This is a genomic window from Enterococcus sp. AZ191 (genome assembly GCF_051713845.1).
GTDB lineage: Bacteria > Bacillota > Bacilli > Lactobacillales > Enterococcaceae > Enterococcus_B > Enterococcus_B durans.
This window is the reverse complement of record NZ_JBIOQS010000001.1, coordinates 1056757-1082616: the sequence shown is the minus strand read 5'-3', so window position 1 is coordinate 1082616 and position 25860 is coordinate 1056757. Positions and strand designations below refer to the sequence as shown.

The following is a 25860-nucleotide window of genomic DNA, read 5'->3' as shown; positions in this document are numbered from 1 at the left end:
TCGTTACCTTCTTTCTATAGATTAGGGTCTTCAAAGGGTTGATCGATATCAAACAGTATTTCCTGTTTTATCTTGACTTGATCAGCCGTTACCTGACAATTATACGCTAAAACGGTTACGCCATTCAGTTGCGCATAGCGAATCCTCTGTGCTAACTCTGGTTGCATTTCTTCATGGATGGTAGCTACTTGAAGATGCTCAAACTGTGCAATGAAAAGCACATACGTTTCATAGCCTTCTAAATGAGCTTCAACTAATTCCTCGACATGTTTCAATCCTCGCAGAGTTGGTGCATCAGGAAATGCGCCAATTTTTTTGTTCTCCAGTGTCATGCCTTTCACCTCAACGAATACTCTCTGATTCGCTGATGTTTCTAAATAAATATCAAACTTTGAATGTCGATAATTTACTTCTCGCTTATATTTAATGATTTTTCCTGATAGGTTTGGTAATTGGATGGTTCCATCAAGGATTCCCTCCATCGCTAATCTGTTGGGAAGCTGGCTATCGATATTGAACCACTCATCTTTTTTTTGGACCGCAACCAGATCATAGTCTGTCTTACGTTTTGGGCTAGGGGCATAGTTTACTGCAACTTTTGCGCCAGGAACAAAAACCTCTTTTCCTCTTCCTGTATTTTTAACATGGGTGGTAATGACCTCATCTCTTTGATTCAAGCAATAGGCAATAAATCGATTTGGCCGCTCAATAAAAAATGCAGTTTCAACTTGTGGGTATTTCAAAAATCGTCACCTTTCTTCCTACTATGTATCCTATCATAATTTGAGTAAAAACTCTTGAAAAACCAGTCGAAAGTCTTAGAGAATTTTTAGATATTATTCGGTACAATAGAAGAAAGTAAGACATTCGTTGTCTTTAATTAATCGTTAAAAGAAGAGGTGGTCTGATGCGGAAAAAAATAATCTATGGTGCAGCAGCTTTTTTAGCAACTTTAGTAGGTGGTAGTATCGCGATTAAAAAGAAAAAAAAACAAGAAAAGAGCTTTGATCCTTCACAGTATCAAGGTGTTTGGTTATTCATAGATGATAACCAACAAAACGAACAACTGCGTGTTTCTCCAACTTTTGATTTCTCCATCAATGATCACTCATTAGGAACCACACTGATTGAATTGAATGAGCAACAACTGATTGTTCGAGATCACTATGGCTATTATTTGACTCTTTCTTATGAAAAAATGACTTTTTACGATGAATCAACAGATTCTACTTATCAGATAAAGAAAATCGGGCGTTAAAAATTGATTTCCGTATAGTCTAAACGAAAGAACAAGAAGGTATTTCTTGTCTTTCGTTTTTTTCCTATCGAAATAAACATTTATCGATGTTTATTTCTGTTTTTTTGTCTAGAAAAATAGTCAATTCACTTTTTTTTTGATACACTTACTAGTGATGGTTTCATACCATGAAAGGATGATCGAATATGACACCAAACCGAGAAGATTATTTGAAAATCATTTTGGAGTTAGGCGGAGATACAACTAAAGTAAATAACAAGCAAATCGTTTCTAGTCTTGCTGTCTCACCAGCTTCAGTCAGTGAAATGATTTCAAAACTTGTGAAGGAACAACTTGTGGAACACTCTCCTTATCAAGGTGTACAATTAACCGAGAGTGGCTTGAAAAAAGCAAGCAGTTTGATTCGCAAACATCGTTTATGGGAAGTTTTTTTAGTCGAACATCTAGAATACAGTTGGAATGAAGTACATGATGATGCAGAGGTTTTGGAGCATGTAACATCAGAACAACTTGCAGATCATTTAGAAGACTATTTGAATCATCCTAAACATTGTCCACATGGTGGGAATATTCCTCACAAAGATGAAGTGGTCCATGAAGAACGCCGGCAAACACTAGATTCTTATCCAGTAGGTTCAACCGTTCGGATTGCACGAGTCCTTGACGAAAAAGAATTATTGGACTATCTTGTAACGATCGACCTTAATATCGATGAGGAATATGAAATCATTGATATTGCCGCATATGAAGGTCCAATCACCATCCAAAATGCACAAAAGAAAATTTCTGTCAGTTTTAAAGCTGCCAGCACGATTTTTGTCGATAAATTATAAAGGAGCTTACCTACATGTCTAATGAAAAAAATGTTTTATTTACGATATTTGGTGGTACAGGTGATTTAGCTCAACGTAAATTGTATCCCTCTTTGTTTCGTCTTTACAAAAAAGGCAATCTAGGAAAACATTTTGCTGTCATCGGTACTGCTCGGAGACCTTGGAGCGATGAACATTACCGCGAAGTTGTCATTTCGACAATCCAATCCTTAAATCCTTCCGACGAAGAAGCAAAGGAATTTGCGAGTCATTTCTACTACCAATCTCATGATGTCAATGATTCAACTCATTATGTAACATTAAAAGAATTGGCTGATCAATTAGATGAGCGATACCAACTAGATGGCAATCGTATCTATTATCTTGCTATGGCTCCACAATTTTTTGGTACTATCGTTGCCCATTTAAAATCTCAAAAAATCGTCACTGAAAATGGCTATAACCGATTGATCATCGAAAAACCTTTTGGATCAGATTACCAATCGGCTTACGATCTAAATGAAAAGATCCGTCAGGTCTTTCCAGAACCAGATATCTTTAGGATCGACCATTACTTAGGAAAAGAAATGATCCAAAATATTTCTGCTATCCGTTTTGCAAATAATATTTTTGAGTCCCAATGGAACAATCGCTACATTGATAATATCCAGATCACTTTTGGTGAAGCTCTTGGTGTCGAGGACCGCGGAGGCTATTATGACCACAGTGGTGCATTGAAAGATATGGTCCAAAACCATATTCTTCAAGTCGTTGCTTTATTAGCTATGGAACCACCTGTCGCATTTTCTGAAAAGGAAATTCGCGCTGAAAAAATCAAAGCACTGAAAGCTGTTCGAATCTACGATCAACAAGAGGTCCTAGAAAACTTTGTTCGTGGCCAATATGATCAGGGACAACTTGATGGTGAAATGTTCAAAAGCTATCGTGAAGAAGACAAAGTTGATCCTACATCAACAACTGAAACCTTTGTCGCAGGAAAATTCACGATCGATAATTTCCGTTGGTCAGGTGTACCTTTCTATGTTCGTACAGGTAAACGTCTGACAGAAAAAGGAACAAGGATCAATATCGTTTTCAAACAAGTGCCCGTAAATGTCTTCAAAACATCTGTTGATGAACCTTGTGAGGATAAGACACTTCCACCAAATGTATTGACGATCTATATCCAACCGACAGAAGGATTCTCCTTATCCTTGAATGGAAAAGAAGTCGGTCAAGGGTTCAATACCGAACCGATCAAATTAGAGTATCGTAATAGTTCTGAAATGGTCGAAAACAGTCCTGAAGCCTATGAAAAATTACTATTAGATGCCTTAAAAGGTGATGGAACAAACTTCTCCCATTGGGAAGAAGTCGCACAATCTTGGCATATCGTCGATGTCATCCGTCAAGCGTGGGATCAAACCAAACCTGATTTCCCTAACTATAAAGCAGGTACGATGGGTCCTGAAGCAGCCTTCAAACTACTTGAAAAAGATGGCTTTGAATGGATCTGGCAACCAGATGGATGGTACCGTGAACGTGGTAAATTATAAGACTAAGCAATCTGGAGATTCCGTAGTACAAAAAGTGCTAAACAGTAAAAATATTCGAATAGTTCCGAGAGTGTGGGACAAATCTAAAAAATCAGTTTTGCTACAGACTCTCAAATAAACGACGTCCAAAAGTCAGGTTTTTCGGAAATTTCAAAAAAAAAAAAAAAACGAGCAATACAAAAAATGTATTGTTCGTTTTTTTCCAATTTCTCAAACCTAAACGACTTTTGTCTTGATCTCTCTATATCACTATAAACGAACGAGAATCCTATTCTCTAGCAATAAGCCCAAATCCTCAAAATTTGAAAAATGATTTTATAAATTTTGAGGATTTCTGTACCTTATCACTTCTGTTCTTTTAACTGTTATTCAAATCCTTCAGCAACTGCTTCTGGATAATTTTCTTCTACGATATGTGCGCAACGTCCGCATAGATGAGGTAATTTTTCATCAACTCCTACATCTTTACGGATTTGGCGACAACGATCGCAAGTTTCTCCATCTGCTTTTTCAACTAAAATCGAAACATCATCGAATGTCACAGCTTCTGCAGGTACATCTATTTGATCATGTTTCACTTCAAAATAATCGGGTGAAATAATCAATAATTGTGGAATATCTGCGTCCACCGCTGTTAGCAATTCACGTACTTGTTGATTTGGATAGATCGTTAATTTAGCTTCTAAAGATTTCCCAATCAATTTACTGTTACGTGCTTCTTCAAGAGCTTTCAATACTTTATCTCTTAAGTCCATAAATGCTGCCCACGTATCCATCAACTCTTCTTGGTTAGCAAATGTTTCATATGCAGGAAGTTCGCTTAATTGCACATATTCTTCTTCTTCTTTCAAGAATGACCAAATTTCTTCCGTTGTATGTGGAATGATCGGTGTCAATAATTTTGTCAATGCCACAGCTGTTTGATAGAAAACAGTTTGCATGCAACGACGTTGATAATCATTTTCTGATTCGATATAAACCACATCTTTGGCAAAATCTAGATAGAATGCAGATAGATCTACTGTCAAGAAATTCATCACTGTACGATAGATATGCATAAAGTTATATTTTTCATATCCTTCTTCACGAATTTCTTTAATAACTTCATTTAAACGAACTGTCATATATTTATCAACAGAGCGTAGTTCTTCATAAGAAACTGTGTCTTTTTTCGGATCAAAATCTTCTGTATTCGCGATCAAGAAACGCATCGTATTTCTGATTTTACGGTAAACTTCTGCAACTTGGCTCAAGATATCCATTGATACGCGTACATCCGCTTCATAGTCGACACTTGCTACCCAAAGGCGCAAAATATCTGCTCCAAACTGGTTGATCACTTTTTCAGGTAAAATCGTATTTCCAAGTGATTTACTCATTTTGCGGCCTTCTCCATCTAAAGTAAATCCTTGTGAAAGAACTGATTTATATGGTGCCACGCCATTGATTGCTACACTCGTTGTGATACTTGAATTGAACCAACCACGGTATTGGTCAGAACCTTCCAAATACATATCTGCAGGGAATGTCAATTCTGGACGTTGACGTAAAACTGCTTCATGTGATGAACCTGAGTCAAACCAAACATCCATGATGTCTGTTTCTTTCGTAAATTGACCGTTCGGTGAACCTGGATGTGTAAATCCTTCAGGAAGTAACTCTTTTGCTTCTCTTTCAAACCAAATAATCGATCCATGTTCTGCGAATAGATTCGCAACATGTTCAATTGTTTCTGGTGTGATGATTGCTTCACCATTTTCTGCATAAAAAATCGGTAATGGCACACCCCAAGCACGTTGTCGTGAAATGACCCAGTCGCCTCGGTCACGAATCATGTTATAAAGACGTGTTTTCCCCCATGGAATAATCCAGTTCACTTTTTCAACTTCATCAAGAATATTTTGTCGGAAATCATCAATTGATGCAAACCATTGAGGTGTTGCACGATAGATCACCGGTTTTTTTGTACGCCAATCATGAGGATAGCTATGGGTAAAGAAGTCTAATTTCAATAAAGCGCCTTTTTCTTTTAATAGATCTGTGACCATTGGATTTACTTTATCGTAAAAGATCCCTTCAAACCCAGGTGCTTCATCTGTAAACACGCCTTTGGAATCAACTGGTGATACTACAGGCAACTTGTATTTATTCCCAGCGATATAATCGTCTTCCCCATGTCCAGGCGCTGTGTGTACTAGACCAGAACCAGCATCTAAAGTGACATGATCACCTAAGATCACTAATGATTCACGATCATAGAATGGATGCCAAGCAGTCATATATTCCATCTCTTGACCTGAAAACTCTTTTAAGACACTCACATTTTCCCAACCGATTTCTGATTGGACAGTTTCTAATAAATCTTTTGCAACTACAAATTTACGGCCATCAGCTTCCACTAATACATACGTATGGCTAGGATTTACTGCAATCCCTTGGTTAGCTGGTAATGTCCAAGGTGTTGTTGTCCAAATCACAAAAGCAGCATCTTCATCAACGACCCCTTTTCCATCTTTGACATTAAAAGCAACAAAGATAGAAGGTGACTTCACATCTTTATATTCGATTTCAGCTTCAGCAAGTGAAGATTCACTTGATGGTGACCAATAGATAGGTTTCAATCCCTTATAGATATAACCTTTTTCAGCCATTTTACCAAATACTCTGATTTGGGCAGCTTCATAAGATGGATCTAAAGTGACATATGGATGATCCCAGTCACCTGCGACACCCAATCGTTTGAAATCATTCCGTTGTTTGTCTACTTGTGAAAGTGCATATTCACGACATTTTTCCAAATATTCAGCCTTAGACATTTCTTTACGTTTGATTCCTTTATTGGCTAATACTTGTTCGATCGGCAAGCCGTGAGTATCCCAACCAGGAACATAGGGTGCACGAAAACCCGACATTGATTTTGAACGGATGATGATATCTTTACTGATTTTATTTAGTGAATGACCTAAATGGATATTTCCATTTGCATAAGGAGGGCCATCATGAAGAACAAAACTTGGTTTTCCTTCATTTAGTTCCTGTCTTTTTTGGTAGATTTTATTTTCTTCCCATTCTTTTTGCCAATCTGCTTCGCGATTTGGCAAGTTCCCACGCATAGGGAATTTTGTTTTACCTAGTTGCAAGGTTTCTTTCATTTTCATTACGCACTACACTCCTTGATTAATAATTTTGAGAACACAAAAAAACATGTTCATCCAAGGGACGAACATGCCGTGGTACCACCCAAATTCAGTTACATGATGATGTAACTCTCGAAGACCCATAACGAGGTCAACCGCTGTTTCCTACTCTTAGTTCAGAAACAATTCAGGTAGAGGATCTTTCATCTTGCAGTGTCTTACCGATCTTCCACTATCATCGGCTCGCTTAAAGAATGGCAAGAGGCTTTTCTGTTCTACTCTTCTTCATGATCTCCAGGAACGATCGAAATATCGATTGCCTGAGTATCGAATGCTGTGATTGGTGCTTCCATGATTCCTGTGTCTGAGTTTACATCAGTTTGATTTTCATTGTCAAGTTGTTTTGCCAAAACTTCTTTGATTACTTCATGACTATCTGTGACATAACTTGAGAATGGTTGTAAAATCTCATCCCATTCTGGACTCTTCACTTGTTCTAATTGTGATTCTAACATCAAGCTGATTCTTTGATGGAACACACGTGTTTTTTTCTTCAGATCTTCTGTTTCAGTTGCTAATTGTTTTGCTTTTTCAGTAGCATCTGTCAAGATTTTTCTTGCTTTTTCTTCAGCATCTGTCGTCAATTGATGCGCACGTTTTTCAGCTGTTGCCACCAATTCATCTGCTTTATTTTGTGCAGAAGTAACGATCACTTCCGATTCTTTACTTGCACTAGTTTTTACTTTATCCGCAGTATCTTGGGCAACAATGATTGATTGATTCAACGCATCTTTTAATTCATTGAAATATTCAAGTTTTTCTTCTGAATGTTTCACTGCTTTTTCAAGTTCACGATTTCTTTGTGTTACTTCTTCGTAATCACGAACAACTAAATCTAAGAAATCATCTACTTCGTCTTGATTATATCCCCGCATTTTTGTCGGGAATGTTTTATTTTGGATATCTAATGGAGTTAAAGCCATGAGTAAACCACCTTCTTGTTTTATTTACGTAATACACCAAACAATACTCTATACTTTTCTTTTTTAGTTTTCCCCTCAAGTCCCTGTACTTGGATGCGACCAAAACCTCTGATCGAAACAATATCCAGTAACTCAAGTAAAAAGTCGGGTCGAGTGTTTTCAGTCCAATTCACCTTTACTTTACCTGACTCAATCAACTGTTTTGAACGTTGTCTGGAGATATTATAAATCTCTGAGATGACACTGTCTAGTCTCAATGAAGCAACAGTACCTCTTTCTTCAGCCCAACTATCTTTGGGCAGAATCAATTCTGTATACTTCTTCGGTTCTAAACGAACAGCGACCTTACCAATTTTTGTTACTTGAGTTACAACAAACTGTTCTACTTCTTGTGCGATAAAGACTTGCCAACGTTCCCCGTCAGAAATGATATCGCCAAAGTAAGAACGTTTGATCCCAGTACCAACCAATGTACCCAGAATTTTTCCATGACTCAAACTGGCAAATTTGCTTGGATAGTGAATCTCATATAATGAAACTTCAAAATCCTCATCTTCAGGTTGATAATATTCGGGGAAAATCAAACATCTCTTCCGTTCCGCCTGCTCATATCCCCCATAAAAAGAATAGCGTAGTTCGGTTTCTTGTCGAACCAACGTTTCTAATATATAGGATTGTCTTGGGTCTAGAAAATCTGTAAGATACGGCGCATATTGACCCTGGACCTGTTCGATCCAATCACCAACTGAGTCAATGAAAGAACGTTCATCCGCACGGAAATGCTGATATACATTTGCGTCCATTTTTCCCCCTCCTATTTTTCTCTCTGATTCGTTGATCAGTAAACTGCCATCATCAACCATAAGACGATTTGTTGCAGTCCTTGTACCGCTAAATTCAAAATGAGAATCGATGCCAAGATCGTGAAATCAAAGCCACCGATCCGTAAAGGAAGTCGTTCGAATAACTGTATATATGGTTCGCATATTTTAGCTAGGAACCGACCGATTCCTGATTGGTATCCTCCCGGAAACCAAGATAACAGTGCATAGATCATCAACAAGATACTGTAAAAATATGCTGCTCGCCCAAGCAAATTAAGTAACATAAAAATAGTATAAATCGTAGTTCCTCCTCTTATAGGTCAAACATGTTCACGTCCGCAAACGATTGAGCCGTTGAACTATCGATTTCCATACCTGTAGGCGTACATAGGAAGATTTCGTCTCCCACACGCTTGATATCACCGTCTAGTGCATAGACAGTTCCAGTTAGAAAATCAACGATTCTTCTTGCTTGTTTTTCTTCCACAAGATGAAAATTAACTAACGTGGCTTCTCCAGCGATGATCCGTTTCGCAATGGTCATCGCTTCAGAGTACGTACGTGGTTCCATGACCGTGATTTTTCCAGCTAAATTTGTCTTTGGTGTAAATGAAGATTTTGTAGCTTCTTCTTTACGGACATTTTTAGCAGATGATTGATGTAATTCAATTACTTTTTTTGTTTCTGGTTGTGCAGTTTCACGGGTCACAGGACGTGTAGTCCTTTGTTGCTCACGTGGTTTTGAGACCACCGTAGTTTTGGGTTGACTCATCTGCACTTGTGTTGGTTTATTCTTAGTCGGCTGTGTTACAGCTCTATTAGTTGTTTCAGGGTATTCTTCGTACTCTTCTTCATCAGCTAATCCGAAAAAATTAGCAATTGCTCCTCTATTTAAAAGCGGCATTATTGTTCCTCCTCGTCTTTGAATAACGCTGTCCCTACACGAATGAATGTAGCACCTTCTTCGATTGCCAATTGGAAATCTTGACTCATTCCCATGCTTAATTCTGTACATGGTGCATGTGGAAGTTCTTTCTTCTGAACAAGATCACGCAACTCTTTCAGCGTTCCAAACACTTTACGAATTTGGTCAGCAGAAGCATCTTTAGGCGCCATTGTCATCAAACCGACAACTTTTATCTTAGTTAATGAAGCCAACGATTCTAAAAAAGGAAGAAGCTCATCTGGAGATATCCCTTGTTTTGACTCTTCACCAGAGACATTCACTTCTACAAAACAAGCAAGTTGTTTTTCTGCTCTTTTTTGGATCTCTTCTGCTAATTTTAAACTGTCCAACGCATGAAAGTAATCAATTTCATTTACAATCAATTTTACCTTTCTGCGCTGTAAATTACCAATTAAATGCCACTTGATATCAGGATGATTTTGCAAACCTTGTTTTTTCTGCAATAACTTATCTACGCGATTTTCTGCGCAATTTTTTACTCCCGCTTTAATCAGCTCTTCTGCCTTGTCAGAGTCCACAGACTTTGTCACGGCCACTAAAGTAACTTCTTTCGGATTACGATGAACAAGAGCACACGAATCCTGAATGTCTTGCTCGATTTTTAGCAAGTTGTCAGCAATCATGTGCTCTCCCTCTCCCTTATTTTTTACGACGGAAAAACGGTGGTGTATTCAATTCGTCATCACCATTTGATTTTATTTCTTCACGATTGAATGTATCAAATTCTTTTTTTTCAATAGTATCAAAATTAGATTCGTCAACTTTAGGACGGACATTTTGTTCACGTCGGATGTCCCAGTCTCCAAAACTACTTTCTTCGTCTACTGGAGTAGGTTTTGCTTGATCCATATCCAATACTGGTTTTTGAGTAGATGATTGCATAGATGTTTGTCTAGTTGGACGACTAGACTTGCGTTCCTTTTTTGTTTCATCGATACCTGTTGCAATAACCGTTACGCGGATTTCATCGCCCATTTCTTCATTGATCGAAGTACCTAGGATGATGTTTACATCTCCTGTAGCTGCATTTGCAACGATATCAGAAGCATCTTGTGCTTCAAACAATGTCATATCTAAACCGCCTGTGATGTTCAATAGGACTTGTTCCGCTCCATCGATCGATGTTTCTAATAGTGGAGAAGAAATAGCTTTCTTCGTTGCTTCAACTACACGATCTTCACCGCTTGCAACGCCGATACCCATCAAAGCAGTTCCTTGGTTTTCCATTACTGTCTTCACATCAGCGAAGTCCAAGTTCACGTAACCAGGAGCTGTGATCAAGTCGGAGATACCTTGAACACCTTGGCGTAAAACGTTGTCCGCTTCACGGAACGCTTCTAACATTGGTGTTTTTTTATCAACTACTTCTAATAAGCGGTTGTTTGAAATGATTAATAATGTATCCACGTTTTCTTTCAAACGTGCAATTCCTTCTGCAGCAAAACGGCCACGTTTTGGTCCTTCAAAAGTGAATGGACGTGTTACAACGCCGACTGTTAAAGCGCCTAATTCTCTAGCGATTCCAGCTACGATCGGTGCAGCACCTGTACCAGTCCCGCCACCCATTCCTGCTGTGATAAAGATCATATCTGCGCCATCTAATGCTTCTCTTAAAGATTGTTCGCTTTCTTCTGCAGCTTTTTGTCCAACTTCTGGTTGTGAACCTGCACCTAACCCACGTGTGTATTTAGGGCCTAATTGGATAACAGTTTCAGCTTTTGAGTTTTTCAAAGCTTGTACATCTGTGTTGGCAGTAATAAATTCTACGCCTTTTACATTTTCTTCAATCATTCGGTTTACAGCATTTCCTCCGCCGCCACCGACACCGATGACTTTGATTACTGCGCCGTCATTGATATTATTATCAATTGAGAATTCCATATTTTATTCCTCCCAGGATGAATTAATCAAAAATATTTGAAAAGAAACCTTTAATTTTATTCGTTACGTTTTCGCCAGATTTCTTTTGTTCAGTTTCGTCATAATCAGTTTCTTCTTGAACATCATAACTGTCATAAGTAGTTACTTCTTGTTCAACAGTCGGATGATGAGCAATAGTTGTTTCCCCAGTTACAGCAATTTTAGCCAATTGGTAAACTTCACTCAAGTTTGCTGAATAATCAACGATACTGATCACATTAGTAAAAACTGGATTACGTAGACCCATTTGATTTGGTACATATAATTTGACGTTTACACCAAAAATTTCTTGGGCTAGATCAACAACGCCAGGAAGACTTGCTGCTCCACCAGTAAGCACTACTCCACCAGGTAGTTCTAGTGCTTCGATTTGATCTAAAGCAGCTTTTGCTTTGTTAAAAATCTGTTCCATACGTGCAGAGATGACTTCTGACAAATAGCGTTCATCAACTTTCACTGGTTCAGATTGTCCGATCATATCGACTGGAAATTCTTCTTGATCAGAAGTCCGTTCTGGATAAGCATCACCATAATTGATTTTTAGCGCTTCGGCATTATTGAATGAAGTATTCAATACAATGGAAATATCTTTGGTGACGAATTCTCCACCTTCTTGATCTAGACTGGTAAACTTCAATTGTTTATCATGCATAACAGCCGTTGTTGTTTGGCCCCCACCCATATCAATAACAATCGTACCGAAATCTTTTTCTCCATCTGAAAGGATTGTTTCTGTTAAAGCTAATGGTGTAATGACTAATTCATTTACGACCAATCCTGCATTTTCTACACATTTACGAATATTGTGAACAATAGTTTTTGGTCCAGTAAACAATAGACCATACATTTCTAGTCTGACACCGATCATTCCACGTGGATCTTTGATTCCTTCGAATCCATCCACGGTAAAGTCCTGTGGCAAAATTGATACGATTTGACGTTCAGGAGGAATTGAACGAACTAGGGCGGCTGAAGCCACATTTCGGACATCTTCGTCGGTGATTTCTTTTGAATCTCCGTTAACTGCGATCATTCCTTGGCAATTTTCAACTTCAAGCATGTTTGCGGGCAAACCAACACTTACGCTCTTGATCTGGATTCCTGCTTTTTCTTCTGCTTGTCGTACTGCTCGTTGTATCGCTTGGACCGTTTTATCGATATCAACGATAATGCCGCGGTTAATCCCTTCTGATTTTGCGTTTCCTACTCCAATAATATTCATTTGGCTGTCGATATATTCAGCCACGACAACTTTGACAGATGTCGTTCCAATATCAAGGCCTACATACATTCCTGTTTTTGCCATGAATGGGATTCCCTCCTACTTACTATTCCATATACAAGCGAACAACTAACGTCCGTTTTTAAATATACTTTAATAGATATATTCACTGCTTTCAATTCTACCATAAATTACTGGTTTTTAGAAAGTAGATTCTCACTTTTTAAAGTTGTTTTATCAATTTTCTGTTGAAATCGAAGAAGACGAACTTGAATTATCATCATTTTGATTTGTTTCACTTGTATCACCTGACGTATTCCCTGTCTGTTCCGACTCACTTGGTACTGTTTCTTCTGATGAAGGCTCGGTACTCGCAGAGGATCCATTTGTTTGTTCTGTCGATGTTTCCATCGAATTTGTTCCAGAGGTCTGTTCTGCTTCTACACTGCTTTCTGAATAAGGATAGGAGAAAATACCGACTTCCATATCGATCACACCTTTTTCATCCATATCTTTTGCTACTTGCGCATAGTATTTCATTTGACTAGCTAGATTTTGGATATTTACAATGACTTGGTTGCCATCATTCATATTCAATCGGAGCAAGTTTTTATTCGTATCACTTGGTGTGTATTTGATTTCAGAAATTGCTTTTTGCAATTCAGCTGACAGTTTGTTGTATTCCTTTGTTAATGATTTGATTTTTTCATTGTTCGTGAATCCATCTAGGATAGGAAGATTTTTTGTGGGATTAGCCACTTTTTCACTAAGAACTGTCCCATTTTCCATTACAGGATAATACTGCCCGTTTTTCGTTACTAAAGCAATTTCTTTGTACTCTTTGACTTTTAAAGTAAACGTATTGAGCGTTTTAAAACTGATTTGTGCATTTTCGATCCGTGGCTGTTCTTCTTTCAAATTGTTGATGTAGTCAGCCTTATGCCAATATTGTTTCCAAATATTCGTACCCATCGTTAACTTCGTATCCGTAATGACTGTCTGGACAGCGACATTTTCGTTGCCCGATACAGTGACTGCTTGCAACTTGCTGTATGGAGACACATAATAAATCAAAAAGATCAATGGTATACCTAGAATCGTGATAATCAAAGCCAAGCGCCGATACAATACTTTATTTCGCTGATTTTTCAGATTGGGCAATCGATTGAGGAAAGAACCATTGTAAGGTCCACCCACTTTTGTTTGTTCCAGTTCATCTTCGGATGGAGCGTCATGCTCATGTTCTGGAACATCCTTTTCAGTTGCTGGTCCTGTATCCGCTTCTTGTTCGTCTGGTTGAACTTCATTATCCGCTTTTTTCTTTGCTTCTTTTTCTTCTTTACCATGTTCTGCTAAATATTTCCGGTTGGCCTTTTGCCAGGGAGTTAGATTGTTCTCATCAACAGATTGATTCGGCAAATTTTCTGGTTCTTTTTTCTTACTCACTTTAGACCACCCGCCTTTATTTCTGAATAACAGCTTCTACTAATCGATATAGCCGTTCTGATGCATCTGGAATCCCTTGTTGTTTAGACGCCTCGGACATGCTTTGTTGCAGCTTGTCATTTGTCATGATTTCTTCGATTGTATTTCTCAATGTTTTCCCGGTCAACTCGTCATCTTTGATCATCTTAGCTGCATGCGCATGCACTAAACTCATGGCATTTTTTGTTTGGTGATCATTCGTCACATAAGGACTTGGGATCAAGATCGCTGGCAAACCGATCGCCGTTAGCTCAGCGATGGAAGTGGCTCCCGCTCTACCGACTAGTAAATCACTCGCAGCCATGACTTCTGCCATTTTAGAGATATAGGGTTGGACACTTACATTTGGTGAAGCATTTATTTTTTCTCTCACTGCTTCATAGTAACGCTCGCCAGAAGCATAAAGCACTTGATAATCCTTACTTTCAAAATCAGTCAAAAAATCTGTTACAGCTTGATTTATTTTTAGCGCTCCTTGGCTTCCACCAAAGATCAGGACAGTCTTTTTATTTGGGTCCAGTCCAAACGATTCGACGATATCCGTCTTATTCATATTCGCTACTTCTTGTGCACGTGGATTGCCCACTAACACAGACTTTTCTTCTGGAAAAAATGCTTGAGCATCCTTAAAGGAAATAGCGATCCGTTCCACGTAGCGACTTAAAAATTTATTCGTCATCCCTGGGACACTGTTTTGTTCATGGATGATCGTTGGAATATTTGATTTTGCAGCCGCATAGACGACGGCTCCTGAAACATAACCGCCTGTACCAATCACAACATCTGGTTGAAATTCTTTTAAAATTTTTTTTGCTGAACGGATACTTTTCAAGAAAAGTTGGACTGTTTTAACATTGTACAGTGAAATTTTTCGTTTAAATCCTTGGATCTCTAAGGTACGAAATGGAATCCCTGTTTCTGGAACAATCTTATTCTCCAACCCTCTTTGTGCACCAACATACATAAATTCAGCATTTGGCACTTGTGTTTTAACATATTTGACGAAGGCTAATGCTGGATAGATATGTCCTCCAGTTCCTCCACCTGTAACCAAAATTTTCATTAATTATCGCTCGCTTCTACATTTTCTAGTTTATTGATAGCGTCCATAAAGCGTTCGCCTCTGATTTCAAAGTTAGGGTATTGATCCCAACTAGCGTTAGCTGGTGACAATAAGATCACATCGCCTTCTCCACTTAAGCGAAGAGAAACAGGTACTGCTGATTCAGCATTTTCCGCTGTTTCAATAATAGGAATACCTGCTTTCTTGCCAGCCTCCATCAATTTTTCTTTTGTTTCACCAAAAACGATCAATGCTTTAAGACCTGTTAAGGAAGGAATCAATGCATCAAATGAATTCCCTCGATCTAGCCCACCAGCGATCAATACTAAGTTTTCTGGCGTAAATCCACTTAAAGCCATTTTTGTCGCTAAAATATTCGTGGCTTTTGAGTCATTATAAAATTTACGTCCTTGAACTTCCCCTACATATTGCGTACGGTGTGGTACACCATGAAAAAGCTGTAATGTTTGTTGAATTGCGGTATTAGATACCCCATACAATTTAGCAACTGAAATGGCGGCCAATGCATTTTCAACATTGTGAGAGCCTGGCACACCTATTTCAGAACTATCCATAATTTTTTCTTGATCATAGAAGATACTTCCATTCAATGAATAGGCACCTTTCGACAATTCTTGTTCTGTTGCAAATGGTAAAACAGTTGCTTTTGTCGTTTTGCTTAGTTCTCTTAATTCAGACTGATTCCAGTTGAGGATCAAGTAGTCTGATTCAGTCATATTTTTTTGAAGTTGCCATTTGGCTTTGACATATTCATCACGCGTACCATGATAATCAATATGCGCTTCATAAATATTCGTGATCACAGCGATGTGAGGACGAAATTCAGTGATTCCCATCAATTGGAAACTTGATAATTCCATCACGATTTTATCTTCTTTAGTTGCTTCTTGTGCCACACTACTTGCAGGATAACCAATATTTCCAGCTAAGCGAGCAATGCCATCATTTTTTTCAGCATTCAATAATAAACCAGTCATGGTGGTAGTTGTCGTTTTACCATTCGTCCCAGTGATGCCAATAATCGGACATTCCGCTACCTCGTAAGCTAATTCTACTTCCGTAATTACCGGAATACCCAGTTCTTGTGCTTTTGAAACGAAAGGATGATTATAAGGGATACCGGGATTTTTGACTAATAACGAAAATTCTTCATCCAATAATTCGATTGGATGACTCCCTGTGATCACTTTTATCCCCATTGACAGCAATTCTTGTGCTTCAGGGTTTTCATCAAAAGCTTTCCCATCATTTACAGTGACAAGTGCACCCAATTCATGTAACAATTTGGCCGCACTAAATCCACTCTTTGCTAATCCTAAAACAAGGACCTTTTTATTTTCATACGTTGAAATTTTTTTCATTTCCTGTCATCTCCTACCAAATGAACCATAATGTAATCAAAGAAGTCACTAGACTAATCGCCCAAAAAACAATATCGATCTTCCACTCTGTCCAACCACTCATTTCAAAATGATGATGGATCGGAGACATTTTAAAAATTCTTTTTCCAGTTAGTTTGAATGATGTCACTTGCAACATGACACTAGCTGTTTCCACGACATAAATCAAACCAACTAACAATAATGTCCATTCTTGATTCAACATCATTGAGATTGCTGCCAGTAAGCCACCTAGGGCAAGCGAGCCCACATCACCCATAAAGATTTTTGCTGGTTTGTGGTTATACACAAAGAACCCCAATAATCCACCAAGAACACTCAAACAAATGACCAGTACATCATATTGCTGTTGATGCCAAGCAATGATTCCATAAGTGGCAAATGAAATACTACCTAACCCTGCCACTAATCCATCAATACCATCAGTTAAGTTCACAGCGTTTGAGAATCCAACTAACCAAAAAATAGCAAAAATTCCGTAGATGATCCCAAGAGGAATCTCAATACCAAAGAAGTTCAGTGTACCGGCATAATTTTCTGAACGATAGACTGCATAGAAAATGATGCCGCCGACGATTTGTCCAATCAGCTTTTGTTTTGAATTTAGACCCATATTTCTTTTTCTGAAAATTTTGATAAAGTCATCTAAAAAACCAATCGCTCCATACAGTGCTAAAACAAACAATAGAATGAAAAGAGTAGGAGTAAGTTGCTCTTGCCAAGCACCTACCCAAATCCCTGTCAATATAGCTGCAACCAAGAACACTAAACCACCCATGGTAGGAGTTCCGGCTTTGACATTATGCCATTTAGGTCCTTCTTCCCGAATTGCTTGTCCTTGTTTTTTCATTTGAAAATATCCAATAAATAGCGGCATTGCTGCAACTGTCATTGCACAGCTACTAACGATAGGAATTAATGCTTGTGTCCACTCCATGCTCTTTTCTCTCCTAAATTCTCTTCTTATTCTTCTAATGTAAAGCTTAATTTATCATCGGTAATTTTTTCATACGGCGCAAGGCTTTGTTTTGTGCAATAGCCATCACCGTCGAAAGTTACCTCGATCCCTAATATTTTACCTAATTTCATGATGTCTGCTTTAGACCAACCAGTGACATCAGGCATCAGTTTCTCGCCACCAGTATATAAGATGATCTTTTCACCAGAAATCAATTGATCGCCTTGTTCTGTTGACTGTTTTTTCACCTTTTTACCATCACCAATAACAATTGGTTGTAGTCCACTTTTTTGTGCATCTGCTGCAGCAACATCTGTACCTAGGTTACGGTAATCAGCCACAGTCACTTTTTCAGTTGCTTCTTCTGTTTTTTCATCTGTTTCTGTTTCTTTAAAGTCCATTGCACGTTTCATCAATGGATTAGCGATTTTTGCTAATGCGTCACGGTCATATGTTTTAGGATGTTTCATCGTTAAATACAATACATATTCAGGATCTTCTGATGGAACCATTTCAACGATTGAATACAAGTAAGCTGTCTCACCTGTTTGGTAACCACCAGTATCAGAAGCAATCTGTGCAGTACCCGTTTTAGCCGAAACATTGTAACCAGGTACGCTATATACACCATAGGCACTACCATAATTTTCACTTTCTACCACATCACGCATATATTCACGTACTTTTTGAGTCGTTTCCTTTGAAAATGGCTGTCCTAATACTTCTGTTTGCGTTGCTCTTTCTTCACCAGTCGTCGGATCGACGATTTTACTGATATAACGTGGTTGGATCATCGTACCATTGTTTGCTATTGACGTGAATGCCTTCATCATCTGGAAGTTCGTCACTCCTACAGCTTGTCCGTAAGCACTCATGGCACGGTCAACAATGTTTTCAGTTGGCAAAGCTCCTGAAACTTCATCATCTAAGCCAGAGTGAGTACTTTGTCCAAAACCTAGTTTTTGCAGATAGTTATACCATGCACCACCCATCCGTTGTTCCAACATGACCATCCCAACGTTACTTGACCAAGAAAGTGCTTGTCTCATTGTTAAGACACCTTTTGCGCCGTAATCATGGTCATTGATCGTTGCATCTGCAACTTTGATCTTACCTGATTGATACGTTTCATTTTCATTGAATTTTCCTTCTTCGATAGCAGCTGCTGTGGTGAAGACTTTCATTGTAGAGCCTGGTTCGTAGCTATCTTGAACCAAGAAATTACGCCAAACGGAATCTTTTTCTTGTAATCCTTCCATTGTTTCTGGATTGAAAGTAGGTCGTTGACCCATTGCTAAGATCTCACCAGTTTTGGCTTTCATTAAGACAGCCGTTAATTCTTCTGGCTGATACTCATCATTGACTTGATCCATCAAGGTTTCTAAATAACTTTGAAGACGACTATCTAGAGTCGTATAAATATCTTGACCATTCACTGCTTTTTCTTCTTCAGCGACTGTCCCTGGTAAGGCATTTTGGTAATTATCTTTTTGATAAATGATTTTCCCATTTTTCCCGCTCAATACATCGTTATAAGCAGCCTCTAATCCCAATTTACCAACTAGACCTGTATCGTCCTTATTTGGGACAGCATACCCGATAAAATGAGAAGAAAATACACCATTAGGATACATCCGTGCAGAATGATCTTCAAAATATAACCCTGCAATATTTTCTTTTTTCATTTCTGATTCGATCGTTTGTCTGGTCTCCTGTGAGATATTTTTCCCATAGTTTCCAAACTCTACTTGGTATAGCTCATTTTTCGCGCCATCTTGTAGGATCTTTAGTGCCTGGCTCTTTTCGATTGAAAGATTTTTATGCAAAATCGTAGCGATTTTATCAAAATCCTTTTCTTGTGCATATAATTTTTTATCACCAGTTGTATACGTTTTGGATAAGATAGCTTTGATCGAATAAGATTTAGCGTCTTCAGCAAGGGCCACTCCATTGCGGTCATAGATCGTTCCGCGTTTTGCTTTGACGACTTCACTACCTTTGTAGAGCTGTTCAGTTTTTTCCGCTAGAGAGGTCCCAGCGACATGGCCTCCAATAACGATATACGAAAAACGGACGGCAAATAAAAAGAACAATCCAATACTCGTAGCAAATAAAATGATACCTACTTTTTTGCGATTGTTCATCGGATTTAGATTTTTCTTTTCCATAAACCGCCGGAATTTATTTTTAAGACTCATTTACTTCACTTTCCTTAAATTGTCATCGTTGATAGACAACCCTTTTTCTTCTGCGATTTTTTTGATTCGTTCAGTACGTGACAATTCGTTCTTTTCTTGTACTAAACTTGTTTTTTCGACATTTTTTTTGTCGATTTTAGTTTGGATCGTTGTAATTTCGTTTTCTACACCACTGATATTCGTACGCAACATTACAGTTAGTATGCAAAGCGCAATCACCGAAAGCGTAATACTTACTACAGCCAGTTTTTCTAAATTGGATATATGTTTTAACCGTTTTGCTGGCGATTGAGGAAGAATAACTTCTTGATTCGAATCTGGCAGCTGATGTTCAGGTTGTTCGACCATATCTGGTAAATCATATGGATATTCTTGTGCTTTTCTCAATTCTGCCATTATTCTACTCCTCTTTCACACGTATTTTTTCAGCAATTCGTAATTTAGCACTACGAGACCGGTTATTTTCAGCTAATTCCTCTTCAGAAGGAAGGATCGGCTTTCTATTAATCAATTTTAATTCTGGTTGAAATTCTTCTGGAATGACTGGCAATCCTGGCGGTAAATCTCGGACTGTACTATATTCATTGAACATGCTTTTGACGATACGGTCTTCTAATGAATGGAACGTGATCACACTGATACGACCATTTTGATTTAAAAGACGAATCGCTTGTTCTAATGATGCTTCTTCCGCACCCAGTTCATCGTTGACTGCGATTCTCACAGCTTGGAAAATCCGTTTTGCCGGATGACCACCTTTTCTTCTCGCTGGTGCAGGAATCACATCTTTAATGATTTCTACTAACTCGCCAGTCGTTTCGATTGGACGTATTTTTCTGACTCGTTCAATTTCTCGAGCGATTTGTTTTGAAAATTTCTCTTCACCGTAGCGAAAGAAAATTTTAACTAGTTCATTATAAGGATATTCATTGATCACATGGTACGCAGACAAAGGCGCTGATTGATCCATGCGCATGTCTAGCGGTGCGTCTTGATGGTAGCTAAATCCTCTTTCTGCTTCATCAAGTTGAGGCGAAGATACCCCTAGATCATACAAAATACCGTCCACACGGGAAACATATTTTGTTATCTGCTCTTCTAATTCTCGAAAGTTTGCTTTGATAAAAGTAACCATGCCTTTTTCAACGTATGGGGCTAATCGTACTGTCGCATGATCGATTGCTTTTTGATCTTGATCAAATGCATAAAGGTGCCCATTTGAATTCAATTGGCTCAATAAATATTCACTATGTCCGGCACCGCCAAGTGTACAGTCTACATAAATGCCATCAGGTTTGATGTTCAATCCATCAACCGTCTCTTTCAACATGACTGTATAGTGTTGAAATGTTTCAGTCATTAGTCAGCCTCTTCCTATCTTATAGTCCGAAATCAATCATATTTTCAGCAATTTCATCAAAGTTTTCTTCTGCAACTTCGGAAAATTCTTGCCAGCGTTCTTCATCCCATATCTCAATTCGATTTGAAACGCCGATCACTACACATTCTTTTGTCAAAGCAGCATAATTTCTTAATGTGCTGGGGATATTGATACGTCCTTGTTTATCTAATTCACATTCAGTGGCAGCCGAGTAAAAAAAACGCACGAACGTACGAGCATCTTTTTTAGCTAAGGGCATTTCGTTTAATTTGGACTCTAGATTCTGCCATTCACTCATAGGATAGCCAAAAAGACAGCTATCTAATCCTCTGGTAAGGACAAATTCTTCGCCCAGTTCTTCACGAATTTTCGAAGGTACGATCATACGACCTTTTGTATCAATATTATGCCGATATTCGCCCATCAACATTGAAACTACCCCCGTTCCTCCACTAACTAAAATTAGTCTACCACAATCCCCCACTTTCTACCACCTTTTATGGAAAATACGAGAATAACTTTTTTATTCATAAAAACTTTTTTAAGAATTAAGCTGTAAAAAGTCTTTAAAAAAACTTTTTACAGCTCGAAACCGTTTTTTATCATAGATACGTAAGGATATTTAAAACGATCAATAGTCCATAAAAGACAATCGTCAGTAAAAATGCTAACCGCCAAGTCATTTTCAAATAACGTGAATAAATGATTTCATCATAATAATAAGCTTGGAATACAGCAATACATATTGCCATTAAAAGCATGGAAATCATGAAAAATGGTAGGAATGAAAAAGTGGCCATATTACGTGATAAAGCATGCATGCCTCCCCACAAAAAAGGGACAGCAAGATCAGGAGCTTTAATTTTAAAACGACGGTCCAAGGAAAATAGTTTTACCAAAAAGTTGCAACCAAATAAGACGATTGCAGGAAAAATATACCAAAATAAAACAATTGGTGTAAAAGTGCCCATCTGACAAAAACTCCTTCTTCTAGTTGTTTCAAGTATACGCTATAAACTTTACACAACTATTTCATTTATTTTAAATTTATACAGTTTTCTTTGCTTTATTGAGTCTTCTACTTCAAATGACGACATCAATCAGAAAAGTTGCCTAGTCCAAACTCCCCAACTGTGTTCGATTGGATAATCCGTTATAATAGAAGAAACAAAGATTTTAGGAGGTTCGACTATGATCAAGTATTTTTCTATGACTAACCAGCAACTAGTAAATACACAAAAAGAAACAGCTGAAACAGTTTGGTATTGTGTGGAACGTCCAAACGAAGAAGAAATCAATAAACTAACTCATCAATTCCAGATTCCTTCCGATTATATTACGTCAATACTAGATGATGCTGAGAATTCAAGAGAAGAGGAATTCAATCAAACAAAACTAACAAAACCAGCGTTATTATTATTACAATATCCTTTTGTAAAAACAAGTCCCAGTGGGTATTTCCAAGTGGATACGTATCCTTTTTCAATTATAGTGACACCTCAAAAAAAGCTTATCACAATTACGAATCACGAACCACTCTTTTTGAAAAAAGTATTCAGTCAAACGTTTGAAAAAAATGATTTGTCGACCAATCTAAATATTTTCATGCAGATCATTTGGCAGATCACTTTTTCATACAACACGTATTTGTCTACTTTACAATCTCAATGTGATGTTTTAGAAAAACAATTACGTGTTTCTACGGAAAATAGTCAGCTGTATCAAATCATGGATATCCAGAAAAGCTTAGTGTATTTCAGAGAAGCAACAGCCGCAAATTCTACTACACTAAATACTCTGATAAAAAATAAAACGATCCAAGAAAATCATGCGCTAAGAGCTCATCTACATGACGTGATCATTGAGACGGAACAAGCTAGAACGACTGCCCGCATCCAGTTGAATCTCGTAGAACAAATGAACCAAACATTTTCTGCTATTATATCGAATAACCTAAACAATATTATGAAAATTTTAACTTCTCTTACAATTATTTTAACGATCCCGACAATCATCGGGAGTCTCTACGGGATGAATATCAAACTTCCTATTGCTGAACGGGATGACGCCTTTTTATGGCTGACCCTTTTTATGCTACTCATTAGTATACTAACCGCTTATTATTTAAAAAAGGGGAAGTTTTTATAATCATCCCCCCTTGTCGAATAAAGAAAAAGCATGTAAACTAAGGGCAACAATAAAATTTCGAGGTAGATACTATGCGTGAGAAAAAACAAACAAGTACGTTTTCCAAGATCACCAAAATTGTCATTTGGACAATGCTTATTCTAACTGTTGGCTCAGTTGTTTTAACTGCTGTAATGAGTGTCATGTAACATCGATTGTTTGAACGAAAAAAGAGAAGGCTGACAAAGATTTTGTCAACCTTCTCTTTTTTTCGAATAAACAATACTCCCAAAGCAGCTTCTTCAACCACCGAAAAACACGTTTCATTTCTTTTCACAATAATCATATATTGCTGTCTTAGTGTCAACCGCTTATTGATCAAAGACTTGTTTCGCTAAGCGTAGTAATTCTTTTGCATGTTCCATTGTTAAAGTGGTGATTTCACTTCCTGCCAACATCCGTGCAATTTCTTCTTCACGCTGTGCTGGCGCCAATTCTGCTACAGAGGTTTGAGTACGCCCTTTGATGACATCTTTTTTAATGTAATACTGATAGTCAGCCACGGCTGCTACTTGAGGAAGATGTGTAATACATAATACCTGTGAATAACGTGAGATTTGTGAGATCTTATCTGCGATCGCTTGTGCGACCCTTCCACTGACCCCTGTATCTACTTCATCAAAAATAATACTAGTTACTCCTTGTTCAGAAGAAAAGATCGTCTTCAATGCTAATAACATCCGAGAAAGCTCGCCGCCAGAAGCTACTTTGACTAAAGGTTTCAAAGGCTCCCCAGGATTCGTGGTTATGTAGAACTCCACTTGGTCAAATCCGTTCATATCTAGTTGTGCCTTGTCAGATTCTGAAAAGCGTACTTCGAATTCAGTATTTTCCATATAAAGACTTTTTAATTCTTTTAAGATAGATTGCTCTAATCCTTTAGCGATTTTCTTTCGTATTTCATGTAATTCTACTGCCTGTTTCTGAAGTTTCTCTTCTTTTTCAGCCAGTTCACTTTTCATTTTTTCAAGTTGTCCTTCGGAAAAATCGGAAGAGGCTAGTTCCTGAGTGATATCATCGTAATAGTTCAAGATGGCTTCGATTGATTCCCCATATTTACGCTTTAATTGACGGATCAGCTCTAATCGTTGATTCACTTCTTCTAAGCGATTCTCATCTAACTCTAGCAAGTCAATTTGACGACTCATATCACCGATTGCATCTTGCAATAAATAATAGGCGCTTTGGACATTTTCAAAAATCGCCTCGTACTCATTATCCAAGTGCGCGATACTTTGCAGCTCAGCTACTGCCAATCCTACATTATCTACACTGCTCCGCTCTTCCCCGCTCAGCGCACTATAGCCACTAGCTAAGCTATCCACTATTTTTTGATAATTACTTAATTTTTCTCGCTCTTCACTTAACTGTTCTTCTTCGCCTACTTCTAATTGTGCCGCAGCGATTTCTTCTTGCTGAAAATGAAGCATATCAATCCGTTGGACAAAAGATTTTTCATTTTTCTGGATCTTACGAACTTGCCGTTCAAGTTCACGGTAGCGCGAAAACTCTTTCTGATAATTTTTCTTCTTACGCTGAAATTCATTGTCGCCAAAACGATCGAGTAAAATTAAGTGTGCTTCTGGTTGTAAAAGTTCCTGATGTTCATTTTGGCCTTGGATATCTACCAAATAACTGCCTATTTTTCTTAGATTAGCTAATGTCACGATGTGCCCATTGACACGACAAACATTTTTCCCTGTCAAAGACATATCTCTTCGAACAATCAGATTGTCTCCATCAGATTCGATTCCTAACTCATTCATCAATGCAGAAAAACCGTCTTGTTTAGGCCACTCAAATAAACCTTCCAGAATACACTTATCTGCACCTTGTCGGATATAGTCACTTGAGCTTCTTCCTCCTGCCAACAGCCCAAGAGCATCAATAATAATTGATTTTCCTGCGCCTGTCTCACCTGTGAGTGCCGTCATTCCCTCATGAAAAGACAACCGCAGTTCAGGAATAATCGCAAAATTAGTAATACTGATTTCTTGTAACATCGCACTCACTCCTTCTATCAGAGGTAATGTAGAAAATCTTTCTTTAATGTCACAGCATCTTCTTCTGTACGCGTAATCATCAGCACGTTGTCATCATCATTAATGATCGAAAACAATTCTTTTTTATAGCGCTTATCGATAAGATTAGCAGCTGCTGATGCATTTCCAGGCAATGTCTTCAAAATCACAAATTTTTCCATTTGATCAACAGCTACAAAGGCATCTCTCAGTAATTTTTCTAATTTCGTATTCACATCTTCACTTGTTTCTGCCGGAAGACTGTAACGATAACCGCCATCTGAGGCAGGGACTTTGATAAGTTTGAGTTCTTTTATATCTCTAGAGATGGTTGCCTGAGTCACAGATATCCCTTTGTTTTTTAAGATTTCAACGAATTCTTCTTGTTTTCTGATATCATTTTCGTTCAGTAACCGAGTAATCAAACGATGTCGATCCTTTTTTCTCATACGCTCTTCGCTCCTTCG

The 25860-nt window shown here is 38.1% G+C and carries 25 protein-coding genes; 5 read left to right on the top strand and 20 right to left on the bottom strand.

What is annotated here, in order from left to right; translation table 11 throughout:
* Positions 1-14: 14 nt before the first annotated feature.
* Positions 15-743 (bottom strand): DNA/RNA nuclease SfsA, encoded by a 729-nt coding sequence (gene sfsA / locus IGI47_RS05165; RefSeq protein WP_438783546.1) that lies wholly within the window; start codon positions 741-743, stop codon positions 15-17.
* A gap of 164 nt (positions 744-907) precedes the next feature.
* On the opposite strand from sfsA, the gene IGI47_RS05160 reads away from it, so the two are divergent.
* The 3 genes from IGI47_RS05160 to zwf all read left to right on the top strand — a co-directional run bounded on the left by IGI47_RS05160 (position 908) and on the right by zwf (position 3626).
* Positions 908-1258, top strand: coding sequence for a DUF4828 domain-containing protein (locus IGI47_RS05160; protein ID WP_311930172.1), 351 nt, complete (start codon positions 908-910; stop codon positions 1256-1258).
* Positions 1259-1443: 185 nt separating this feature from the next.
* Positions 1444-2091, top strand: a complete 648-nt coding sequence (locus tag IGI47_RS05155; RefSeq protein WP_438783545.1) for a metal-dependent transcriptional regulator — start codon at positions 1444-1446, stop codon at positions 2089-2091.
* A 14-nt stretch (positions 2092-2105) separates the two neighbouring features.
* Positions 2106-3626: a glucose-6-phosphate dehydrogenase gene (gene zwf / locus IGI47_RS05150; RefSeq protein WP_438783544.1), complete on the top strand. Its 1521-nt coding sequence runs from the start codon at positions 2106-2108 to the stop codon at positions 3624-3626.
* Between the two features lie 365 nt (positions 3627-3991).
* Here the strand turns inward: zwf and ileS are convergent, their stop codons facing one another.
* From ileS to IGI47_RS05065, 17 genes are all read right to left on the bottom strand, one after another.
* Positions 3992-6784 carry an isoleucine--tRNA ligase gene (gene ileS / locus IGI47_RS05145; RefSeq protein WP_311930170.1) on the bottom strand — a complete coding sequence of 931 codons (2793 nt, stop codon included), beginning with the start codon at positions 6782-6784 and terminating at the stop codon, positions 3992-3994.
* 254 nt (positions 6785-7038) lie between these two features.
* Complete coding sequence (locus IGI47_RS05140) at positions 7039-7746, bottom strand: DivIVA domain-containing protein (RefSeq protein WP_005881030.1); 708 nt, start codon at positions 7744-7746, stop codon at positions 7039-7041.
* Positions 7747-7766: 20 nt separating this feature from the next.
* On the bottom strand, positions 7767-8549 hold the full coding sequence (locus IGI47_RS05135) for an RNA-binding protein (RefSeq protein ID WP_311930168.1): 783 nt from the start codon (positions 8547-8549) through the stop codon (positions 7767-7769).
* 35 nt (positions 8550-8584) lie between these two features.
* Positions 8585-8854, bottom strand: a complete 270-nt coding sequence (locus tag IGI47_RS05130) for a YggT family protein (protein WP_123862287.1) — start codon at positions 8852-8854, stop codon at positions 8585-8587.
* A 29-nt stretch (positions 8855-8883) separates the two neighbouring features.
* The gene (locus IGI47_RS05125) at positions 8884-9474 is read right to left on the bottom strand and encodes a cell division protein SepF (protein ID WP_005881036.1); all 591 of its coding nucleotides are present in this window, start codon (positions 9472-9474) and stop codon (positions 8884-8886) included.
* Positions 9474-10160, bottom strand: coding sequence for a YggS family pyridoxal phosphate-dependent enzyme (locus IGI47_RS05120; protein ID WP_438783542.1), 687 nt, complete (start codon positions 10158-10160; stop codon positions 9474-9476). Before IGI47_RS05120 ends, IGI47_RS05125 begins: the two co-directional genes overlap by 1 nt.
* Positions 10161-10176: 16 nt before the next feature.
* On the bottom strand, positions 10177-11418 hold the full coding sequence (ftsZ, locus tag IGI47_RS05115; RefSeq protein WP_438783541.1) for a cell division protein FtsZ: 1242 nt from the start codon (positions 11416-11418) through the stop codon (positions 10177-10179).
* A gap of 22 nt (positions 11419-11440) precedes the next feature.
* Positions 11441-12763 (bottom strand): cell division protein FtsA, encoded by a 1323-nt coding sequence (gene ftsA / locus IGI47_RS05110; RefSeq protein ID WP_438783540.1) that lies wholly within the window; start codon positions 12761-12763, stop codon positions 11441-11443.
* A gap of 153 nt (positions 12764-12916) precedes the next feature.
* Complete coding sequence (locus IGI47_RS05105) at positions 12917-14125, bottom strand: cell division protein FtsQ/DivIB (protein WP_438783538.1); 1209 nt, start codon at positions 14123-14125, stop codon at positions 12917-12919.
* 16 nt (positions 14126-14141) lie between these two features.
* Entirely contained in the window at positions 14142-15227 is a 1086-nt protein-coding gene (gene murG / locus IGI47_RS05100; protein WP_438783537.1) for an undecaprenyldiphospho-muramoylpentapeptide beta-N-acetylglucosaminyltransferase, read from the bottom strand.
* Positions 15227-16609 carry a UDP-N-acetylmuramoyl-L-alanine--D-glutamate ligase gene (gene murD, locus IGI47_RS05095; RefSeq protein WP_311930162.1) on the bottom strand — a complete coding sequence of 461 codons (1383 nt, stop codon included), beginning with the start codon at positions 16607-16609 and terminating at the stop codon, positions 15227-15229. Before murD ends, murG begins: the two co-directional genes overlap by 1 nt.
* A gap of 13 nt (positions 16610-16622) precedes the next feature.
* Positions 16623-17585, bottom strand: coding sequence for a phospho-N-acetylmuramoyl-pentapeptide-transferase (gene mraY / locus IGI47_RS05090; protein WP_081133891.1), 963 nt, complete (start codon positions 17583-17585; stop codon positions 16623-16625).
* A 26-nt stretch (positions 17586-17611) separates the two neighbouring features.
* Entirely contained in the window at positions 17612-19804 is a 2193-nt protein-coding gene (locus IGI47_RS05085) for a penicillin-binding transpeptidase domain-containing protein (RefSeq protein ID WP_005881051.1), read from the bottom strand.
* Entirely contained in the window at positions 19805-20200 is a 396-nt protein-coding gene (gene ftsL, locus IGI47_RS05080; protein WP_005881053.1) for a cell division protein FtsL, read from the bottom strand.
* A 4-nt stretch (positions 20201-20204) separates the two neighbouring features.
* A complete protein-coding gene (gene rsmH / locus IGI47_RS05075; RefSeq protein WP_438783536.1) occupies positions 20205-21164 on the bottom strand; it encodes a 16S rRNA (cytosine(1402)-N(4))-methyltransferase RsmH in 960 nt (319 codons plus the stop codon).
* A gap of 19 nt (positions 21165-21183) precedes the next feature.
* Positions 21184-21615, bottom strand: a complete 432-nt coding sequence (gene mraZ, locus IGI47_RS05070) for a division/cell wall cluster transcriptional repressor MraZ (protein WP_438783534.1) — start codon at positions 21613-21615, stop codon at positions 21184-21186.
* 172 nt (positions 21616-21787) lie between these two features.
* Complete coding sequence (locus tag IGI47_RS05065) at positions 21788-22156, bottom strand: DUF3397 domain-containing protein (protein ID WP_005881059.1); 369 nt, start codon at positions 22154-22156, stop codon at positions 21788-21790.
* Positions 22157-22376: 220 nt separating this feature from the next.
* On the opposite strand from IGI47_RS05065, the gene IGI47_RS05060 reads away from it, so the two are divergent.
* Both IGI47_RS05060 and IGI47_RS05055 read left to right on the top strand, forming a co-directional pair.
* Positions 22377-23333, top strand: a complete 957-nt coding sequence (locus IGI47_RS05060; protein WP_104660575.1) for a magnesium transporter CorA family protein — start codon at positions 22377-22379, stop codon at positions 23331-23333.
* A gap of 71 nt (positions 23334-23404) precedes the next feature.
* Entirely contained in the window at positions 23405-23521 is a 117-nt protein-coding gene (locus IGI47_RS05055; protein WP_005881061.1) for a DUF4044 domain-containing protein, read from the top strand.
* 162 nt (positions 23522-23683) lie between these two features.
* Here IGI47_RS05055 and recN read toward each other — a convergent pair whose 3' ends face one another.
* Positions 23684-25375 carry a DNA repair protein RecN gene (gene recN / locus IGI47_RS05050; protein ID WP_438783532.1) on the bottom strand — a complete coding sequence of 564 codons (1692 nt, stop codon included), beginning with the start codon at positions 25373-25375 and terminating at the stop codon, positions 23684-23686.
* 17 nt (positions 25376-25392) lie between these two features.
* Positions 25393-25842, bottom strand: coding sequence for an arginine repressor (gene argR, locus IGI47_RS05045; protein WP_005881063.1), 450 nt, complete (start codon positions 25840-25842; stop codon positions 25393-25395).
* Positions 25843-25860: the final 18 nt, after the last annotated feature.